General features: G+C 38.2%; 12 protein-coding genes. 1 reads left to right on the top strand and 11 read right to left on the bottom strand.

Annotation, left to right across the window (positions count from 1 at the left end; translation table 11 throughout):
- Nucleotides 1-4: 4 nt before the first annotated feature.
- The 10 genes from IGI97_RS02245 to IGI97_RS02200 all read right to left on the bottom strand — a co-directional run bounded on the left by IGI97_RS02245 (nucleotide 5) and on the right by IGI97_RS02200 (nucleotide 10,947).
- Nucleotides 5-2,557 carry a cation-transporting P-type ATPase gene (locus tag IGI97_RS02245; RefSeq protein WP_438737889.1) on the bottom strand — a complete coding sequence of 851 codons (2,553 nt, stop codon included), beginning with the start codon at nucleotides 2,555-2,557 and terminating at the stop codon, nucleotides 5-7.
- A gap of 149 nt (nucleotides 2,558-2,706) precedes the next feature.
- Nucleotides 2,707-3,969, bottom strand: coding sequence for a serine/threonine transporter SstT (gene sstT, locus IGI97_RS02240; protein WP_002359106.1), 1,263 nt, complete (start codon nucleotides 3,967-3,969; stop codon nucleotides 2,707-2,709).
- Between the two features lie 128 nt (nucleotides 3,970-4,097).
- Complete coding sequence (locus IGI97_RS02235) at nucleotides 4,098-4,481, bottom strand: potassium channel family protein (RefSeq protein ID WP_002367385.1); 384 nt, start codon at nucleotides 4,479-4,481, stop codon at nucleotides 4,098-4,100.
- A gap of 102 nt (nucleotides 4,482-4,583) precedes the next feature.
- The gene (gene truA / locus IGI97_RS02230) at nucleotides 4,584-5,324 is read right to left on the bottom strand and encodes a tRNA pseudouridine(38-40) synthase TruA (RefSeq protein ID WP_438737887.1); all 741 of its coding nucleotides are present in this window, start codon (nucleotides 5,322-5,324) and stop codon (nucleotides 4,584-4,586) included.
- Between the two features lie 111 nt (nucleotides 5,325-5,435).
- Entirely contained in the window at nucleotides 5,436-7,217 is a 1,782-nt protein-coding gene (locus IGI97_RS02225; protein WP_129193978.1) for a DNA-binding protein, read from the bottom strand.
- 151 nt (nucleotides 7,218-7,368) lie between these two features.
- Nucleotides 7,369-8,295, bottom strand: a complete 927-nt coding sequence (locus tag IGI97_RS02220; RefSeq protein WP_438737885.1) for an anti-sigma factor — start codon at nucleotides 8,293-8,295, stop codon at nucleotides 7,369-7,371.
- Between the two features lie 2 nt (nucleotides 8,296-8,297).
- Nucleotides 8,298-8,762, bottom strand: a complete 465-nt coding sequence (locus IGI97_RS02215) for an RNA polymerase sigma factor (RefSeq protein WP_002383292.1) — start codon at nucleotides 8,760-8,762, stop codon at nucleotides 8,298-8,300.
- 139 nt (nucleotides 8,763-8,901) lie between these two features.
- Nucleotides 8,902-9,411: a DinB family glutathione transferase gene (gene gst, locus IGI97_RS02210; protein WP_002409189.1), complete on the bottom strand. Its 510-nt coding sequence runs from the start codon at nucleotides 9,409-9,411 to the stop codon at nucleotides 8,902-8,904.
- Nucleotides 9,412-9,450: 39 nt separating this feature from the next.
- The gene (locus IGI97_RS02205; RefSeq protein ID WP_438737883.1) at nucleotides 9,451-10,212 is read right to left on the bottom strand and encodes a hypothetical protein; all 762 of its coding nucleotides are present in this window, start codon (nucleotides 10,210-10,212) and stop codon (nucleotides 9,451-9,453) included.
- A 33-nt stretch (nucleotides 10,213-10,245) separates the two neighbouring features.
- Complete coding sequence (locus IGI97_RS02200) at nucleotides 10,246-10,947, bottom strand: hypothetical protein (protein WP_002407861.1); 702 nt, start codon at nucleotides 10,945-10,947, stop codon at nucleotides 10,246-10,248.
- Nucleotides 10,948-11,274: 327 nt separating this feature from the next.
- Here IGI97_RS02200 and IGI97_RS02195 point away from each other — a divergent pair, with 327 nt between their 5' ends.
- Complete coding sequence (locus IGI97_RS02195; protein ID WP_438737881.1) at nucleotides 11,275-12,678, top strand: dicarboxylate/amino acid:cation symporter; 1,404 nt, start codon at nucleotides 11,275-11,277, stop codon at nucleotides 12,676-12,678.
- A gap of 70 nt (nucleotides 12,679-12,748) precedes the next feature.
- On the opposite strand, the gene IGI97_RS02190 is transcribed toward IGI97_RS02195, so the two are convergent.
- The gene (locus tag IGI97_RS02190) at nucleotides 12,749-16,867 is read right to left on the bottom strand and encodes an EF3023 family LPXTG-anchored polysaccharide lyase (RefSeq protein WP_438737879.1); all 4,119 of its coding nucleotides are present in this window, start codon (nucleotides 16,865-16,867) and stop codon (nucleotides 12,749-12,751) included.
- Nucleotides 16,868-17,091: the final 224 nt, after the last annotated feature.

Genomic DNA, 17,091 nt, shown 5'->3' with positions numbered 1-17,091 from the left:
GGAACTAGCGAGGACATTCGCTAGTTTTTTGGCTTTCTTTCGTCATGAATCGTTTGGTTATATATTTTTCCCCTTCAACAAGGAAGAACAGACTCATAACATGGACGAAAATCATTGCTAATTGAAGGCCATTTAAAGAAGTTGTGCCAATTAATTGCTGCGCTACTGGCCAGTAAACTACTAGCGCTTGTAGTAAAAAGAGGATTCCTAATGAAGCAAACAACACTTTATTTTGGAAAAAGCCTGTGCTTAACGACGGATCAACCAACTTACGACAGTTGATCATATACGCTGCTTGCGCTAAGACGATACTTTGTAAGAGGAACGTTTGCTGTAAGGCTTGGCCCTCAAATTGTAACGCCATGAGGTAACCTGGCACCATAATGAGTACCGACACATAGACGATTCTAAAAATACTGTACTTTGTTAAAATGCCTTCGTTGACATCTCTTGGTGGTCGTTTCATGGTATCAGCACTCGCTTTTTCAAAACCTAATGCATAAGACAAAGTAATCGTAGTTACCATGTTTACCCATAATATCTGGACAGGTGTCAACGGTAGAGGATGATTCATTAAAAGCGCCCAGACAACAATTAAACCTTGTGCTAAAGAGGTTGGCAAGAAGAAGGTAATCGTCTTTTTCAAGTTATCAAAAATGCGGCGTCCTTCTTTCACGGCTTTAGCAATCGTATGGAAATTATCATCTGCCAAAACCATATCTGCGGCTTGTTTGGTTACTTCACTTCCTTTAATTCCCATGGCAATTCCGACATCGGCTTTCTTTAGTGCTGGCGCATCGTTCACTCCATCGCCGGTCATCCCGACAATTTCACCATTGTTTTGTAAAGCCGTGACAATTCGTAATTTATGTTCTGGCGTCGTTCGTGCAAATACATCGACTTTTTGAACGTGCTGAGCTAATTCTTCATCTGACATAGCATCAATTTCTAATCCTTCAAGGACTTTTTTCGTATGCTTTAAACCAACCTGCTCGCCAATGGCTTGCGCTGTATCTTTATGGTCTCCGGTAATCATTTTGACGGAAATACCTGCTTCTTGAGATTCTTTGACGGCTTGAATGGCACTTTCTTTTGGCGGATCGATGATGCCTGCCAGTCCAGCAAACGTCAATCCTGACAATGTTTCATGTGTCAGTTCCTGTTGTGACGTAACTGTCTTATAAGCGAAACCTAATACCCGTTGTCCTTTTTGCGCTAATTGCGCAGCTTGTGCTTGCCAAGCACCTTTTTGATTATCAGATAACATAGAAAGTTGTAACAATACTTCTGGCGCACCTTTGACATAAATAATTGAACCTTCTGCTTGCGGATGGCGAGTGGCCATGTATTTATAACTTGAACTAAACGGAATTTTCTTTTCTACAGGGCGTAAAGACAGTTGATCCTGATCGACATATTGTAGTAAAGCTAACTCGGTAGGATTCCCCTGCAAGTCGGCGATTTTTTGTTGCTCTTGTAATTTCAATTCTTGACAGTTGGCCATAATCTCTTTGACAATGGTCATTTCTTCAGTCACTACATCCATTACCGTCATTTCATTTTTAGTTAGCGTTCCTGTTTTGTCTGAACAGATAACTGTCATTGAACCTAATGTTTCAACGGAAGGCATGCCTTTAATAATCGCATTTTCTCTAGCCATCTCATGAACACCCATCGATAAAATCATCGTTAACACAGCAGGTAAGCCTTCTGGAATCATTGCTACAATTAATGCAATCATCGCAGAAAATAAGAGGCTCCATTCCATGCCATGACGAAAAGTGGTAAAGAAAATCAGAAACACGATCAAGACCATAATCCCTTGGAAAATTTGCTTGTTTAATTGGTGCATTTTCCGTACGAGCGGCGTTGTTTTTTGATCTACTGACTGCAACGCGTGATTAATTTTTCCAACTTCAGTGGAATCTCCTGTTTCTACTACAACGCCTAAGGCTGAGCCCGCTTGGACAAGTGTTCCTGAAAAAGCCAAATTCTTTTGATCGCCTGTTGGCAATTCTTCATTCAAGGAACCGGTAATTTTCTCCACGGCTTCTGATTCGCCTGTCAAAATTGATTCTTCAATCATCAGATTATGAACATCAAATAAGCGCAAATCTGCTGGAACTACATCGCCAGCTTGTAACGTGACTACATCTCCCAGAACCAATGTTTCAGAAGAAACGGTTGTTTTTTGTCCATCAATTAGAACGACTGCTTCTTGGCCCATCATCTGTTTCAGGCCGTCTAATGATTCTTCTGCTTTACGCTCTTGCCAATAACCGACAAAGCCATTGACAAGTACCACTAGAAAAATGATACTTCCTTCGACCACTTCGCCTGTGGCAAATTTTAGAATTGCGGCAGCGAGTAAGACCACCATTAGTAAATCTGTAAAATGTTTGGCTAGCTTTTGCCACGTTTTCAGTTGTTGTTTTTCTTCAATTTTATTTGGACCATTCGTTTGTAAACGTTGCTGACGTTCTTCGCTAGAAAGACCCGTTTGCTTCGTCTTAGTCTGCTCGATTACTTTTGTTGAGGAAAGTTGATACCATTTCATTTCGTGTACCTCCTATTTACTTGATACCTTTATTATAGAGAGGATTTTCTTCACAAAATGGTCGATAATTTCAGTGGCCCCTGAAAAAAATGGGGCCGAGATTATTAAAGAAAGGAACAACCCGCATTTTAGCGGGTTGTTCCTTTCTTTTAAATATTTTCTTGTTCGACCACCAATTGACTTTTGCCAATTAACGCTTTGACATCAATACTTTCACCATTTTTACGTCGGTCTGCTAACTCAACTGAGGTGGTAAACAACAAGTCACTAGAAGAGTTCAACGCTGTTTCAATGGAATCTTGGACTACGCCGACGATAAAGCCAACGCCGACGACTTGCATGGCAATGTCATTGGAAATGCCAAACAAACTACATGCAAGCGGAATTAACAACAAGGAACCACCAGCAATTCCTGAAGCCCCACAAGCAGAAACAGCGGCGATGATACTCAACAATAATGCTAAATAGATTGGCACGGACATGCCTAATGTGTGGACTGCCGCCAATGTCATAATGGTAATCGTAATGGCTGCGCCGCCCATATTAATCGTTGCGCCTAGCGGAATAGAGACCGCATAAGATTCTTCATTTAAATCCATTGCTTTCGCCAATTCCATATTAATGGGAATATTGGCCGCAGAACTGCGTGTAAAGAATGCGGGAATCGCACTTTCCTTTAATACAAAAAAGACTAACGGATACGGATTTTGCCGAATATTCCAAAAAACAATCGCTGGATAAACGACTAAAGCAACCACGGCCATCGTACCAATTAACAATAATAATAACTGACCATACTTGGCTAACCCTGCAATGCCTGTGGTTGCCACCGAATGAAACACCAAACCTAGAATTCCAATTGGCGCAATGCCGATAATCATTTGAACGACCGTGGTAATCCCTGTTGAAAGATTGGCAATCACATCCTTGGTAGCGACCGAACTTTGACGTAACCCAATACCGATTAATGAGGACCAAAATAAAACAGATAAATAATTGCCTTCAATCATCGCTTGAATCGGATTTTGGACAACGCTTGTTAACACATTGCTTAAAACATCACTAAGTTGCGTTGGGGCTGCTTGCGCTTCCTGCGCCGCCTCCAAGACAATCTTAACGGGAAACAGATAGCTTGCCGTCACGGCAACAACAGCTGCCAAAAATGTCGCTAACAGATACACAACTAAAATTGATCCAACATATGTTTTCGCCCCAGCCTTTTGTTGGGCTAGCGACGCAATAATTAAGACAAAAACTAAAATCGGCGCAATTGCTTTTAAGGCGCCCACAAACAATTCACCAAGAACGCTGATGAAGGTCCATTCTGGCACCAAGAAACCCAAGGTGGTTCCAATCACAATCCCTATCATGATTTTTTGAATTAACGATAATTTCCGAATCGCTTTGACCATTCACTTCACGCTCCTTTAAAATAAAATACAGTTTGGGACATACTACCATAATTATTAAGATAAAAAAAGAGTGTTTCTCAAAAAACTTTCATTTTTCGAGAAACACTTGGTCAACTCATCAATTTCGTCTATTTTTCTGAAGACTTTTCCGCTGAATGTTCTTTGTTTTTATGGTGATGGTGGTGATGACTTTGTTTAGAATACAAGTAGGATTTTGCTACGACCGAAATAAACATAGCCATAATCCCCAAGCCTACTGTAGCATAAATCATGGTGAAAATTTTTCCCAAGTCAGTAACTGGATGCACATCTCCATAACCAATCGTGGTTAACGTCATGAAACTTAAATATAACGAATCTAATGGCGACAATTTTTCCACTGTTGAATAAAAAATAGTCCCACTCAACAACGTGGTTGCCAGTAAAAAGAACAAGGCACGAGTGTCTTCTTTTTTTAAGATACCTAAAAAAGATGAAAATAATTTTTTGACAGAAATAAGTAAAGATAGCAAAAAAATGACCTCTTTCTATTGTTAATCTCTTCTTAACGTTAGCACTTTTTAGATGAAGTTCAACTTTTTAATTGGTGTGGTTAAAGAAAATTTATTTTTTTGTTATTTATAATACACTTCATCTAAAAACAATCCTTGTGCAGGAGCCGTTTCACCTGCACCTTCTCGGACTTTTGTTGCGAATAATTCGTCAATTATCGCTAATTCTTTGGTGCCTGCACCAATTTCTAAAAGTGTCCCAACGAGGATGCGGACCATTTTATGCAAGAAACCATTGCCCACAAAAGTGAACTGTAACATTTCGCCGTTTCTTTCAATCGTAATCTTTTCAATCATTCGAGTAGTCGATTTTTTGGTTTTTTTCAATGCTGAAAAGCCAATAAAATCATGGGTTCCTATTAATTTTTGGCAAGCTTGTTCCATTTTTTCTTGATCCAACGCTTTGGGAAAGTGAAAACTATGATACCGTTCAAAGGCATTAGGAATTGGGCTATTCCAAACATAGTAGCTGTATTGTTTGCCTGTGGCGTTATACCGTGCATGAAAACGTTCAGGCATTTCTGTAACTTCTTTAACAACAATATCGCCAGGTAAATATCGATTTAAAAAGGATAACATTTCGGTTGTTGTTAGTGAACTAGTCGTTTTAAAATTCGCTACTTGACCACGTGCATGTGTGCCGGCATCCGTTCTGCCTGAGCCAATAATTTCAATCGGTTCACCTGTCATTTGTGTTAAAATACTTTCAATTTTCCCTTGAATCGTTTTCTCTGAATTGCCTAGTCGTTGCCAACCTGAGTATCTTTTACCATCATATTCAATGGTTAATTTTATGTTGCGCATGGGCGAAGCTCCTTCGTATTCTTTTTCTCTCTTATCATAGCAGAAGTAGGTGGATTTTTCTTCTTTTCCAAGAATAAAACACCTCTTTTCTATAGAAAAGAGGTGTTTTATTTAGTTTAATCCTGCAATTTTCAATTCTTCAACATTCGCTGCTTTAGCATTTTCAGTCACTACGGCTTTAAATGTCACTTGGTCGCCCTCTTTTAAGAATAGCGCCAGCGGACTGTTATTAGTCGTTACGCTAAAAATGGTTTTTTCATCTTCTAGTAAAAATGAAACTACCGTTTGCGCTTCCCCAGCTACTACTGAGACACGAGCTACTTTACCTTGCATCGTTTTCAAGTTGGCTTTGTCTGTATTTTCATTGTTACTTCCTTTGGTTACTAACTCAATTCGATAAGCGTCTAATGCGCCTTGTGCCGTGTCTGCATCAATCACAATATCATTATCTACGGCGTTTATATAGACATATTTTTTGAAAATCCCTTTACTGTCCATTAACGAAACAATCCACGTTGGCACGCCATCAATGTTATAAAGGACTGGCATACTAGCTTTCCATTTCTTTTCTGGATAAATTTTTGAAGCGATAGAAATGGCGCCATCACTATCCATAATGCCGACTTTAGTATCACGATAATACGTAACTTGGCCTGTTCGGGCATTGATTAAGGAATAACCTAAAGCGGAATCTTGGTCTTTTTCACTACTTGTAAAGTCCGTAAAATAAAGCAACTGGTTCCCTTCCTTGTTCATCATCGGCGTAATTTGTCCTGATGCATAAATACCATTTTCAGTTGGAATTTTAACATCTTTTTTGGCACCAAACATTGTCTGGTTCCACCAGCCTTGACTGTAACGACCAAAGAATTCATTTAAGCTATTCGCCGCTGAGCTAGTAATCGGCGCATCAACGAAACTTGGGGCTTTTTGACTGTCATAAACGTTAACTTCTCCTGTTGTAGCATTTAATACCGCCGTTTTAAATTCATTATAGTGCATGCGACCAGAAACCCCATACTCTTTATAAAGCGCTTGAATATAGTAAGGATTCCCTTGGTCGTCCAGCTCTAAATTAATTGTGCCAGTTGCTGCATAACCTGGATAAGCGGAATAAATTTTTCGTGCGGCATCTTTGCCAAAGTAAGCTGAAGGAGTATAAACAATTGGTTTTTCTACAAATTCTGGCTGTGCGTTGATATCTGTCGCACTAATGATGAAATAGCCAGGTACTTCCCCCAGTTTTAGCCATTTAAAGAAGCCATTAAATTCGACTGTTGCTACATAAACATACTCACCATTGACAACTTGTGCCGTTATACCATCCAAAGTAAACATATTGGAATTGGGAATGACAGAAAATTTCTGTAACATTTTTCGTTTCGCCGTTTGTGGTGCAATCGCAATGGGTGTTTCTTTCGCCGAAGTTAAAACTTCAGCTTTTTCTTCCGTTTTTAAAGGAATCGTTTGATAAATTTCATCAATAGAAGAGATTCTGGTAATACTACTGACAATAGTCAACAAAATCATTGCCAAAACGGCAACACCCAAAATTTTGCCAGACCAGTCTTTGTTAGCCGTTTTGTTGGTATTCTTCCCTACTTCTTTGCGGCCCTTTTGGATACCAGGAACTTCGACTTTACTAGCCAAGTGTGTACTTAATAACACCCCACTAGCAATCACTGCGCCAATCAGATTAATCCATAACACGGTTGAAAGATTTTTACTTGGCAAAGTCACAAATAAAAAGATACCTAACAAGAGCAATTCCATCACCATTAATAGAATGGTCCCCTTACTCTTTTTCCCTTTATTCGCTACAATTTTGGCGCCATTCGCAACTAAGATCCCGATACCAAAAAATAACGTTAACCCAATAAAATTAAAAAACATTCACTCGCCCTCCTCATAGATAAGTAAAAAAAGTGCTCCCACGCATTGTAGAAGCACTTCCTGTGATCCATTCTATTATAACGTTTTCTATTTTTACTGACAATATCGTTGAAGCAAAATCAGTCGGAAGGCTTAGAGTTCTGAAGAACGTTTATTTCTCTGGCTGAATATAAGGAACGATAGGTGTCGTCACGCCAATTGAAGCGCCACGAACAAAAGGTTCATTTTGTAAGGCTTTGAAATTTTTAGTTTGTCCGGTGAGCATGACTCCCCAAATAGGTAATTTTTCGACTTTTTTATTTTTATTTTGTTGGATAAACTTTTGGCCTTCTTGGTTGTCAGCAAACATGGGGGATTTTTCTAAGGTTTCAAAAAAGTGTTGCTTGTCGTTTTCAGGATCAAATATTTCGTTGTGATCGTCCATGCTTAATTGAAAACCATAAGGCAGCGTACCAGAAGGACCTTCTGCTTCATTAACCGTTTCGGAGTAAACATAGAGCCAAACTAAGTTGATATTGCTCGGTAACATTTTGCGGACTTCTTCATATGGATAAGGTTTATCAAAAGAAATCGCCACTTCCGCTACTTGGTTTTCCATTTTATCTAATTCACTTAATTCGTTTTTGATACCACCATAGTAATTGGTAATCGCTGGGTTATAAAAAGATGCTACTTTCTGCTTGGTTTGTCGGTTGTATTCATAAAAATTCTTAGAAGAATAATAGCTACCAGGATAGACTTCATTCCAGTCAATCGAATTTCTGAAAAAGCTATATCTGCTACGTAAATTACTCCACTCCACCGTGTAACCATCAATATTTTTTGAACGATTAGTTACAACTTCGCCCCCAAAAGGCGAACTATTAGCAATTACTTGGGAATCTAATTGAGTGTTTGGTGAAGCAATCATTTCTTGATCATTAATTACTTCTAGTAGGGTATGATAGTTTTTCGTCGAAAGTTTATCCATTCCCACAAAAAAACCGACAAACAATACGGCAAAACTAACAACGGTTATGGCACCAATCACGATAAATTGTTTTCTTTTCGCTTTACGAATACTTTTTTTTAAATCCACTTCTATTCCTCCAGTTCTTTTTTTAATTTTTGACGTGTGCGATACAATTTTTTGCGAACATTTTCAACAGATAATTCTAAAATCAACGCAATCTCGGCATACGATAATTGATAATAATATTTCAAAAGCAATAGTTCTTGTTCCTCATCTTTTAAGGAATCAATCAATAATAATAACTCTTGCCCTTCCATTTTTTCTATTGATTGCACAGGATGGCTGTTTGCCACAAAAGTGCGTTCTCGTTTCTTTTTTCGATACATCGTAATGTAGTAATTAAATGTTACTCGGAAAAACCACGGGCGTAGATTTTCTGATGTAATTTCAGGTAATATTGAAAAAATCGTTGTATACGTTTGCGACACTGCATCTTGTGCATCTTCAAGACTTGCTCCTCGGCGAATCAAGACTTGGATGACTTCTTGCCCCAAAGAAAATAGTACTTCGTCAAAATTTGCCTCCTTTTTCATCTGATTTCTCCTTTCACTTATACAACGTTTCAACTAGGGAAAAAGTGGACAGTCCTTCGTTCATTATTTTTATGTATTTTTTCTCTCAATAAAAAATACTCCTGCTTAGGCAGAAGCATTTTTTGTTTTTGCTTATTTATCATTTTCCAATGACTAATCTTCGTGTATAAACGGCTTGCCCAGAATGCATCACTGCATCATCAATCGCTGAAACTAAACGCACTTGTCTAGTCACCGGCGGGGTCCAATTTTTATCAATCACGTCTGACAATTGTTCTTCTTTGACTTGGTCTAAATAGCTTTTGGTAAGTGCCACACTGGCAGCCAAATAGTCACTAAGCAATTGCTTTTCTGCCACCACGACTTTCGCCGCTTCTTCTGGTGTGTGATGCCAGTCTTCTGTTTCATCTGGCAAATCCAAGGCAAATTTTTCTGTCCAGTGTTGGCTAAGCCATAACGGTTCACTATGATTAAGTGCGGAAATTTGTAGGTCTAATTCTCTGGCTGTGTGCCACATCAGCCAAGTAACAGACTTGATTAATGGTGCGGGCATCGTGTTTGCTTCGGCAACGGTCATTTGCGCAAGTGTTTCTTCAAAACGTTCGTGCGCTCGGTCAAGGGTTTCACTAGAAAGTTGAGTGACTTTCATAAAAATACCTCCTTTGTGTTGGTGCCTGTTCTTTCGTTTCTATTTTCTATTATACTGCAAAAGAATCCGTTGTAGTTCTTTTTTGGCTGCGGTATCTGCGGAAAGGGTAAATGTTTGAATAGGCCTTCCATTTTCTTGCCGATTGCCTCTATCATCCATCTCATAAAAACCATCTGTAAAAGAACCACTACTGTGATATTCATAAATTTCACCATCATCACCAAGTAAATATTTTATAATTGGTTTTCCTAAATCAGCAACTTCATTATAGCCTGCTGCTAAAGCCGAAGTCATTACTTTATCAGACTGGCCCAAGGTGCCATCTTTCGAAGTATAAAATGTTACCCCACCCAAGGCTTGAATAGAGTAGCTATTTTGTCTAGATGAATCTTGCCGCTGAACTAAAATAGCTTGCCAATCTGGTGTTAATGCATACCAATCACCTTTACCACTAGCTCCATGATCAAAAAATCTAGTGGTAACAGCCATTCCACCAATTTCTGCTCGTTTACTAGCCCAGAGCAGAAATTCATTAGTTATTGCTCGCTTCTCTGACTCCGTATAATTCATTTCGTTTAATCTTGTTGAACTATTTTGCTGTGAACTCATTGTTTGAGGTATGGTTTTCAAACTCTCTTTACTAATTTTTGTTGTTTGGGTTGTTTTGCTGGAACTTTTTGTTTGTTTTTCAGAATTTTTCCCACCAGTAACAATAATAAAAATAAGTAACCCAATAATGACTAGTAGCAGTATAATCACAACAAAGAAGTATTTATTTTTTTGGTGACGATGATTAAACATACGCTTTAACTCCTTTTCTAAATCAGTGCTCTATTACTTTATGACAATCTGATCCGCCACTCGATTCATACTACTTAAATCACCCACATCAAAAAAATTTTTCCAAATTTTATTCATATTAGCTTGTCCCAAGTTTATCGCTGTTGGTTGAGCGGATGAATTATCCAGTTTCGTTTTAACAACATAATAGTAAATCATTTCACCATCACGTCCGAACGCATAGATTTGCGAGGGAACACCGCCAACACCTTGTATATTTTTCCCAGTTGCAAAAAACATTTGATCATTTTCACTAGTGTTATCACTTAACTTACTACTTACTTTGGTTAACGTTATAGTATTCATATTGGATAAAGCAATCTCTTGAACTGATTGATTCGAATTTTCTTGAGCTGGATAGCCATTAAACCGCCATCCTGAAGGCGCACCCAAAATAACTAACGCCGCACGTTGGCTAGTGGAGAGTTTTTTTACTGCTTCTGCAGCCACATTTTCTTCATCTGAAATAGTAGTAACTGCTGAACTACTTTCACTTTCTTTCACCACTGAGGTACTTGAATAACTGCTAACGGTCTTTGTAGAGGAAGATGGTGTTGCATCTACTTCTTCTACCGTCTTTCTTTTTAAATTTGTTTGCCCATTCACTAAGATGAATACTAATAATCCAATAATAACAATTAATAATCCAATCACTATTCCTAAATACTTGTTATTATGATGTCGATCACTTCTCATTAAAAATACTCTCCTATCATATAGAAAGGTAATATTTCCTTTCACTTATTCTACTAATGATTATTTTAACACAATCATTAAACAAAAAATGAAAAACGTCTGTTTCTTTCCTTTCATTTCTTCAAAAATAACACCCCCCTAAGTAAAAAAGAATTGACAATTCTCTTAGTTTCCCTTAGTATGTGGAAAAGTACCTTTAAGATAGTCCGAGAGGCTAACAAGGCAAAGTTCTGTAAAATTCTGTATTTTTGTATAGTGAATGATACGAGATGTCTTGCCCTTTTTTTGTGTGCAAGGCTTTTTTTGCGCGGTGCTTAATCAATTTATTTGGGAGGCAACAAAGTGGAAAAGAAAAAACGTGAAGTGAAAGGTATCTCATTTACCAAAAAAATGGTGATTTCATTGGTGGGAGGTTTAATCGTTGGGCTCGGCTTTTTATTTTTAAGAGAGCACCTTATTCGCAGCAATCAAGGCGCTGTGTGGCAGACAATCAATCAGATTCTTTTCCAAGATATTTCAGATCCTGAAAAAGGACAATCTGCGATTGGGCTTTTCTATATTATTGGTCAACTATTTATCAACGGCCTACAATTAGTGATTGTGCCGATGGTCTTTACTTCAATTACTTTAGCCATTTGTCATATTACCGATACGCAAAAATTAGGACGAATTTCTTATAAAACAATTTTTGGCTTTTTATCGATGTCACTGATTGCACTATTAACGGCTGGAATTGTGGGCTATAGCGTATATTTAACTGGCGCTTTTAATGTGACGTTATCTGAAACGCTAGCTCCTGTCGAAGTAAGTACGAGCGGCAACCCATTAATGGTGATTGTCAATGCTGTCACGAAAAATATCGGTTCTGCATTTAGCGACAATGGTGCGATTTTAGCTGTTGTTGTGTTGGCAGTGATTACTGGTTTATGTATTAATGCATTAGGGGATAAAATTCGTGTTTTCAAAAAATTAATTGAAGAAGTCAATGCGATGGTCACGTTATTTTTAACCTTTGTAATTACTAAATTTGCTCCTATCGCCGTCTTTATGTTGTTAGTTCGGACGTTTGCTTCTTACGGGATTGATTATTTAAAACCAGCGTTAGTCTACGTCGTAACAACGACAGCGACGCTCTTAGCCTTTTTGATGATCGGTTACCCATTATTTATCTTATTTGCGACAAAATTAAATCCTGTTCCTTTTATTAAAAAGATTATGAAAGTTGTGGTCTTTGGATTTTCTACTTCTTCTTCGGCAGCCACTTTACCGTTAAATACAAAAACAACGGTTGAAGAGTTAGGTGTCGACAGCGATGTTGCCGCCTTTGTCTTGCCGTTAGGAATGACTATTAATATGAACGGCACAGCGATTATGCAAGTAATTGCGGCTATTTTTGTGGCGGGCGTAGCTGGTTATGAAGTGACACCAGCTAATATTGCCTTGATTGCCATTTTAGCTTTAATGTCATCTATTGGTACACCGGCGGCACCTGGCGCTGGCGGAATTATCCTTTTCACTATTTTAACTGGTTTAAACTATAACAATGAGATTGCGATTGCGACGTATTCATTGATTTTAGCCATTAATCGTCCAATCGAAATGCTCGTTACTAGCCTAAACGTGGTTGGTGATAGCGCCACTGCGATTTATGTCGCACATTCGGAAGATTTGTTGGATGAAGCCACTTATCTGACTGATGTCGCTGACTTGCAAAATGCGGAAGCGGAGTAATTAATGAAAAAGCAGACTTCTTGTATGGAAGTCTGCTTTTTTATTATGTTTTTAGTGAATCCGTAATTTTTTACTTCTTCGATTTACTTTTACGAAAAACTAAAAGACACCCACTGGCGATAGCTAGAAGACCAATAATCACAAGCGCGATCGATTTCTTTTCTCCTGTGCTCGGTAAAAATTGGCTAGCTTTTCTGAAACCACCTTGCCTTGATGGCTTAACTTGTTTCGTACCAGTTTGATCAACTCCTGTACTAGTATTTAAGTGTCCATTATTCCCCCCATTTTTTTGTTCCTTTTTATTTTCCCCACTATTTTTCAATGTTAATTGCTTCACTGCCAAGCGTAGCTCTGCTTCTGCTTGGTCTACTTCTGCTTGTGTCGCTGTTGTTTGATCTGCCACAGTTTGCGCTTGTTTCAGTGCTTCGCTGTAGGCTTTCCAGCTACTTGCGGTGTAGTCTTTTTCTTGGTTTTTCTCGTTTTCTTTGATGATTTTCAACAAGTTGGTTTTATCTACTTCTTTAGTTGGCACTTTTGCCAATTGCTTCACCGCCGAACGTAGCTCTGCTTCTGCTTGGTCTACTTCTGCTTGTGTTGCTGTTGTTTGATCTGCCACAGTTTGTGCTTGTTTCAATGCTTCGCTGTAGACTTTCCAGCTGCTTGCGGTGTAGTCTTTTTCTTGGTGTTTCTCGTTTTCTTTGATGATTTTCAACAAGTTGGTTTTATCTACTTCTTTAGTTGGCACTTTTACCAATTGCTTCACTGCCGAACGTAACTCTGTTTCTGCTTGGTCTACTTCTGCTTGTGTCGCTGTTGTTTGATCTGCCACAGTTTGCGCTTGTTTCAGTGCTTCGCTGTAGGCTTTCCAGCTACTTGCGGTGTAGTCTTTTTCTTGGTGTTTCTCGTTTTCTTTGATGATTTTCAACAAGTTGGTTTTATCTACTTCTTTGGTTGGTACTTTTACCAATTGCTTCACTGCCGAGCGTAGTTTTGCTTCTGCTTGGTCTACTTCTGCTTGCGTTGCTGTTGCTTGATCTACCACAGTTTGTGCTTGTTTCAATGCTTCGCTGTAGACTTTCCAGCTGCTTGCGGTGTAATCTTTTTCTTGGTGTTCTTTTTGTTCCTGAATTAATTTTTCTAACGCTTCTTTCGTTACTTCAGGAGTTGTTTTAACTGTGATTGAACGCGAGCTGCCATTTAACCCCGCACTATTTAAAGTGATAATATTTTGGTCAACAGAAATTTCTGGGTCCGCTGCGACTACTTCAAGAATGCCCTTATCAAATTCAATAGAAACGGATGCATTATTTTGTAAAGGATTCGCAAGAGTTAAGCGATAAACACCGTTATCAATTTTTTCTGAAATAACCGACATTGGATCATACGCATACAGTCTTGCAATTTCTTGGTCATTATTCCATGTATTCATCATGACATAATTACCTGCTTCAATGGCTTGTAAGTTTGCTGTATTTTCTAGAACAGTATAGCCTTTGTTTTTAGAAAGAGCTGCGATTTCTTCATTCGTTTTCCCAACCACTGTTAAATATTCGTAAGTACCATTTTCAACAGTCTTGCCATAATTTTTACTAATTTTAGCAAATGTATTTGTATAGGTTTTATCATTAACAAAGTATTCGTTAATATCTCCGTAGCGACCAGAGCGTTCTTCTATTTGAACATCAAGCGTATTCATTGAATTAGGAAAAACATAGCCAATGTTATTCAATGGATTCGCTGCGCTTAAACTAATCCAAGAATTATCTTTGTCTGAACCTTGGTTAAGCTTCACTTCCTGTGGATGAATCATCCGATTATCGAGGATTGTTTCAATCGAAGCATCTGTCGTACCAGTAATGCCACTTCCCAAATTAATGATTTGACCATCTAATAGGAACCAAGATTTTTTAGCAACTAAGTTCATTCCTTCATTACTTTTATCTAAAAACATTCCTATAGAGGCAACCTGTCCATTATTTGAGCCACCTACCCATGACTGGGGACTGCGTTTCCCTGTATAAGCACCATTTGCCAATTCTCTTGTGTCAACTGTCGTTCCTGGTAATCGATATGGATCGATCGTTGCCCAGTATCCTTCATCAAACTGAGCAAAGTCTTGATTGTATAAATAAAGCATGCCGTCTGCTGTATGCCAGCCTTTTTTATTTTCCGTATTCCCAAATTCATAGTTTCCGACACGTTGTGAATACATACTAATACCCACCGCATATTCGTTATTTTTCTGTAGGACTCGATCCATCGAACCATATACATTTAAAGATTGCATTGGTGTCGCTTGGGCTGGTAACGCACTATTCACCACATTTTTCAAGTCAATTAACGCTTCAAAATCTCTTGGTTTTTTAAAGAAATGATAGTATGACCCACTTTGTTGAAGCCACGTTTGGATAGATGTATAAATGTCATTTCTTAAATTTTCTGGTGCAAATTTTGCAATTAAGGTTAAATTAGCTATTGTTTCTTTACCCGATTCAAACTCTGTAGTAAAAGGATTCGTTTCTGGCGCTCTGGAAATACTTCTACCAGAAACCATCGATGGCATTTTTCCATTTACCATCAATTGTAAGTAACCTTTATCAACAACATTAAATAAATTACTAATGTTAGGGTCATTCATCTCCCAGTCGGAACCTTGTAAAATAGTCTGAATTCGTCCAAACCCTTTTAGCAACTCATTCCCGTAACTGCCGTTGTACGGAAAATAACCATGTTGAATCAAGGAACCATCAGGATATAAGCCATCACCAGAGGAAACACTTTTTAAAACGGACGGAACAGCTTCTTGTACTTGTACTAGGCGTTGATTATCTTCTAACAAAAGTCCAGTACCTAAAACGGTGATTGAAATATCTGTTAAGTTAGCTCCTGTTGCACGATAAATTGGCCATTGTATGTTTGGATCTTTTGCATACAGCATCAGCGGAGCAGTAAATTTATTTAATTTTTCTGCATCTGTATTCAATAGGTCATCATGTAATAAAATCAATGTATCTGTTAGCGGCTGCGCGGAACCAATTTGCCAATCCCACCAGTTACCTGTGTAATACGTTCCATTGTATTTTTTTGTATCAATCATAAATTCAATGCCTTTAACAATCGCATCATAAACTTCTGGTTTTTCAAAAAGCTCACTTGATGGTTCATAGTAGCCTAACGCTAATTTTTTAATATTGGTAAATTGAGTCGTGTAATCAGCAGACACTGTATCCGATGGTTTTCGTTCCCACAGATACTCACGATCTGCTGCTTGATTAAGCGTTTGCCATAATGCTAAACTCTCCGTAGCAATCTGGGCACGATACTGTTGCACATCTGCATCGTTATCATACTGCGTTGTACCTAACAATCGCATTTTCCATTTTGCTCGCATTTCCGCATATTGTTTATTTTCTGCTACAACAGTCACAGGAATTGTATCACTAATTTCTGTTCCTTTAATTTTGACTGTTACCTTCGCTTCACCACTCTTAACTGCTGTTAAATTACCCGTTTGGTCAACCGTCACAATGGTAGGATCACTACTCGACCACTCAATCTGATCCTCTGTGATATCTACTCCAGCTGGTGACACTTCAAAGGCTAGCTGTTGCTTTCTTTTTTCACTAATAGTCAGGTTCTCTGTTAAAAGTTTAATCGCTTCTGGCAATCGTTTTTTTTCATATGCTTCAAACGAAATAATACTTGAACTGTAAAATTGCTTATTTGTGTGTTGCCACATTTTCATCTGCTGATATTTTACAAAACGTGCTTGTACATTATTGCCATCAATATATTTTTTAGTAGGTTGGCCACCTTGCCCATTCTCTTCTTTAAAGATAGATTGATAGCTTTCACCATCTGTTGAAACTAAGATTTCATACACAGGACTTTCTGCATGCAACTGTAAAACGAGTTCGCCAATGTTTTTTACTTCACCCAAATCAACAATTAACCATTGTTCATCTTGCTTATCAGCGGACCAGCGTGTTGTTTCATCGCCATCAACAGCTTTTTCGCCAACAAATTGAGGGTATTTCCAATTCTCTCCAATTTTTCCTCCTTCTACACCAGAATATGTCACTTCTTTTTGTAAAAATAAATCAGTTATTTCTTCTGCAGATGCACTCATCGCAGTTAGCGAGAAGCCTGTAAGCATGAAAGCAACAACGACTATTATTTTTTTAATCATATTTCTCCCCATATCTTTCTATTTTTAAGCAACCAATCCGACTTTTCCAAACACTTTTTTCTGATAATTTAATCAACTTCCTCCTCTACTAAGTATTCTATATAAAAATTAGGCATGAAAAGACAACCTAAAGTAATTACTTCAGACAGACTTTTCATGCCTAGTTTTCCCTAGTCACATGAAATATTATACATGTTTACGCTTTCACTTTAAGGTAATTTTTA

Source organism: Enterococcus sp. DIV2419 (assembly GCF_051711865.1).
Taxonomy (GTDB): Bacteria; Bacillota; Bacilli; order Lactobacillales; family Enterococcaceae; genus Enterococcus; species Enterococcus faecalis.
The sequence above is the reverse complement of the archived record's forward strand: the minus strand, read 5'-3'. Positions and strand labels throughout refer to the sequence as shown.

What these genes read in the sequence shown, in the direction of transcription:
- IGI97_RS02245 (WP_438737889.1), bottom strand. Translation starts at nt 2,557, where the DNA reads ATGAAATGGTATCAACTTTCCTCAACAAAAGTAATCGAGCAGACTAAG.
- sstT (WP_002359106.1), bottom strand. Translation starts at nt 3,969, where the DNA reads ATGGTCAAAGCGATTCGGAAATTATCGTTAATTCAAAAAATCATGATA.
- truA (WP_438737887.1), bottom strand. Translation starts at nt 5,324, where the DNA reads ATGCGCAACATAAAATTAACCATTGAATATGATGGTAAAAGATACTCA.
- IGI97_RS02225 (WP_129193978.1), bottom strand. Translation starts at nt 7,217, where the DNA reads ATGTTTTTTAATTTTATTGGGTTAACGTTATTTTTTGGTATCGGGATC.
- IGI97_RS02215 (WP_002383292.1), bottom strand. Translation starts at nt 8,762, where the DNA reads ATGAAAAAGGAGGCAAATTTTGACGAAGTACTATTTTCTTTGGGGCAA.
- gst (WP_002409189.1), bottom strand. Translation starts at nt 9,411, where the DNA reads ATGAAAGTCACTCAACTTTCTAGTGAAACCCTTGACCGAGCGCACGAA.
- IGI97_RS02205 (WP_438737883.1), bottom strand. Translation starts at nt 10,212, where the DNA reads ATGTTTAATCATCGTCACCAAAAAAATAAATACTTCTTTGTTGTGATT.
- IGI97_RS02200 (WP_002407861.1), bottom strand. Translation starts at nt 10,947, where the DNA reads ATGAGAAGTGATCGACATCATAATAACAAGTATTTAGGAATAGTGATT.
- IGI97_RS02190 (WP_438737879.1), bottom strand. Translation starts at nt 16,867, where the DNA reads ATGATTAAAAAAATAATAGTCGTTGTTGCTTTCATGCTTACAGGCTTC.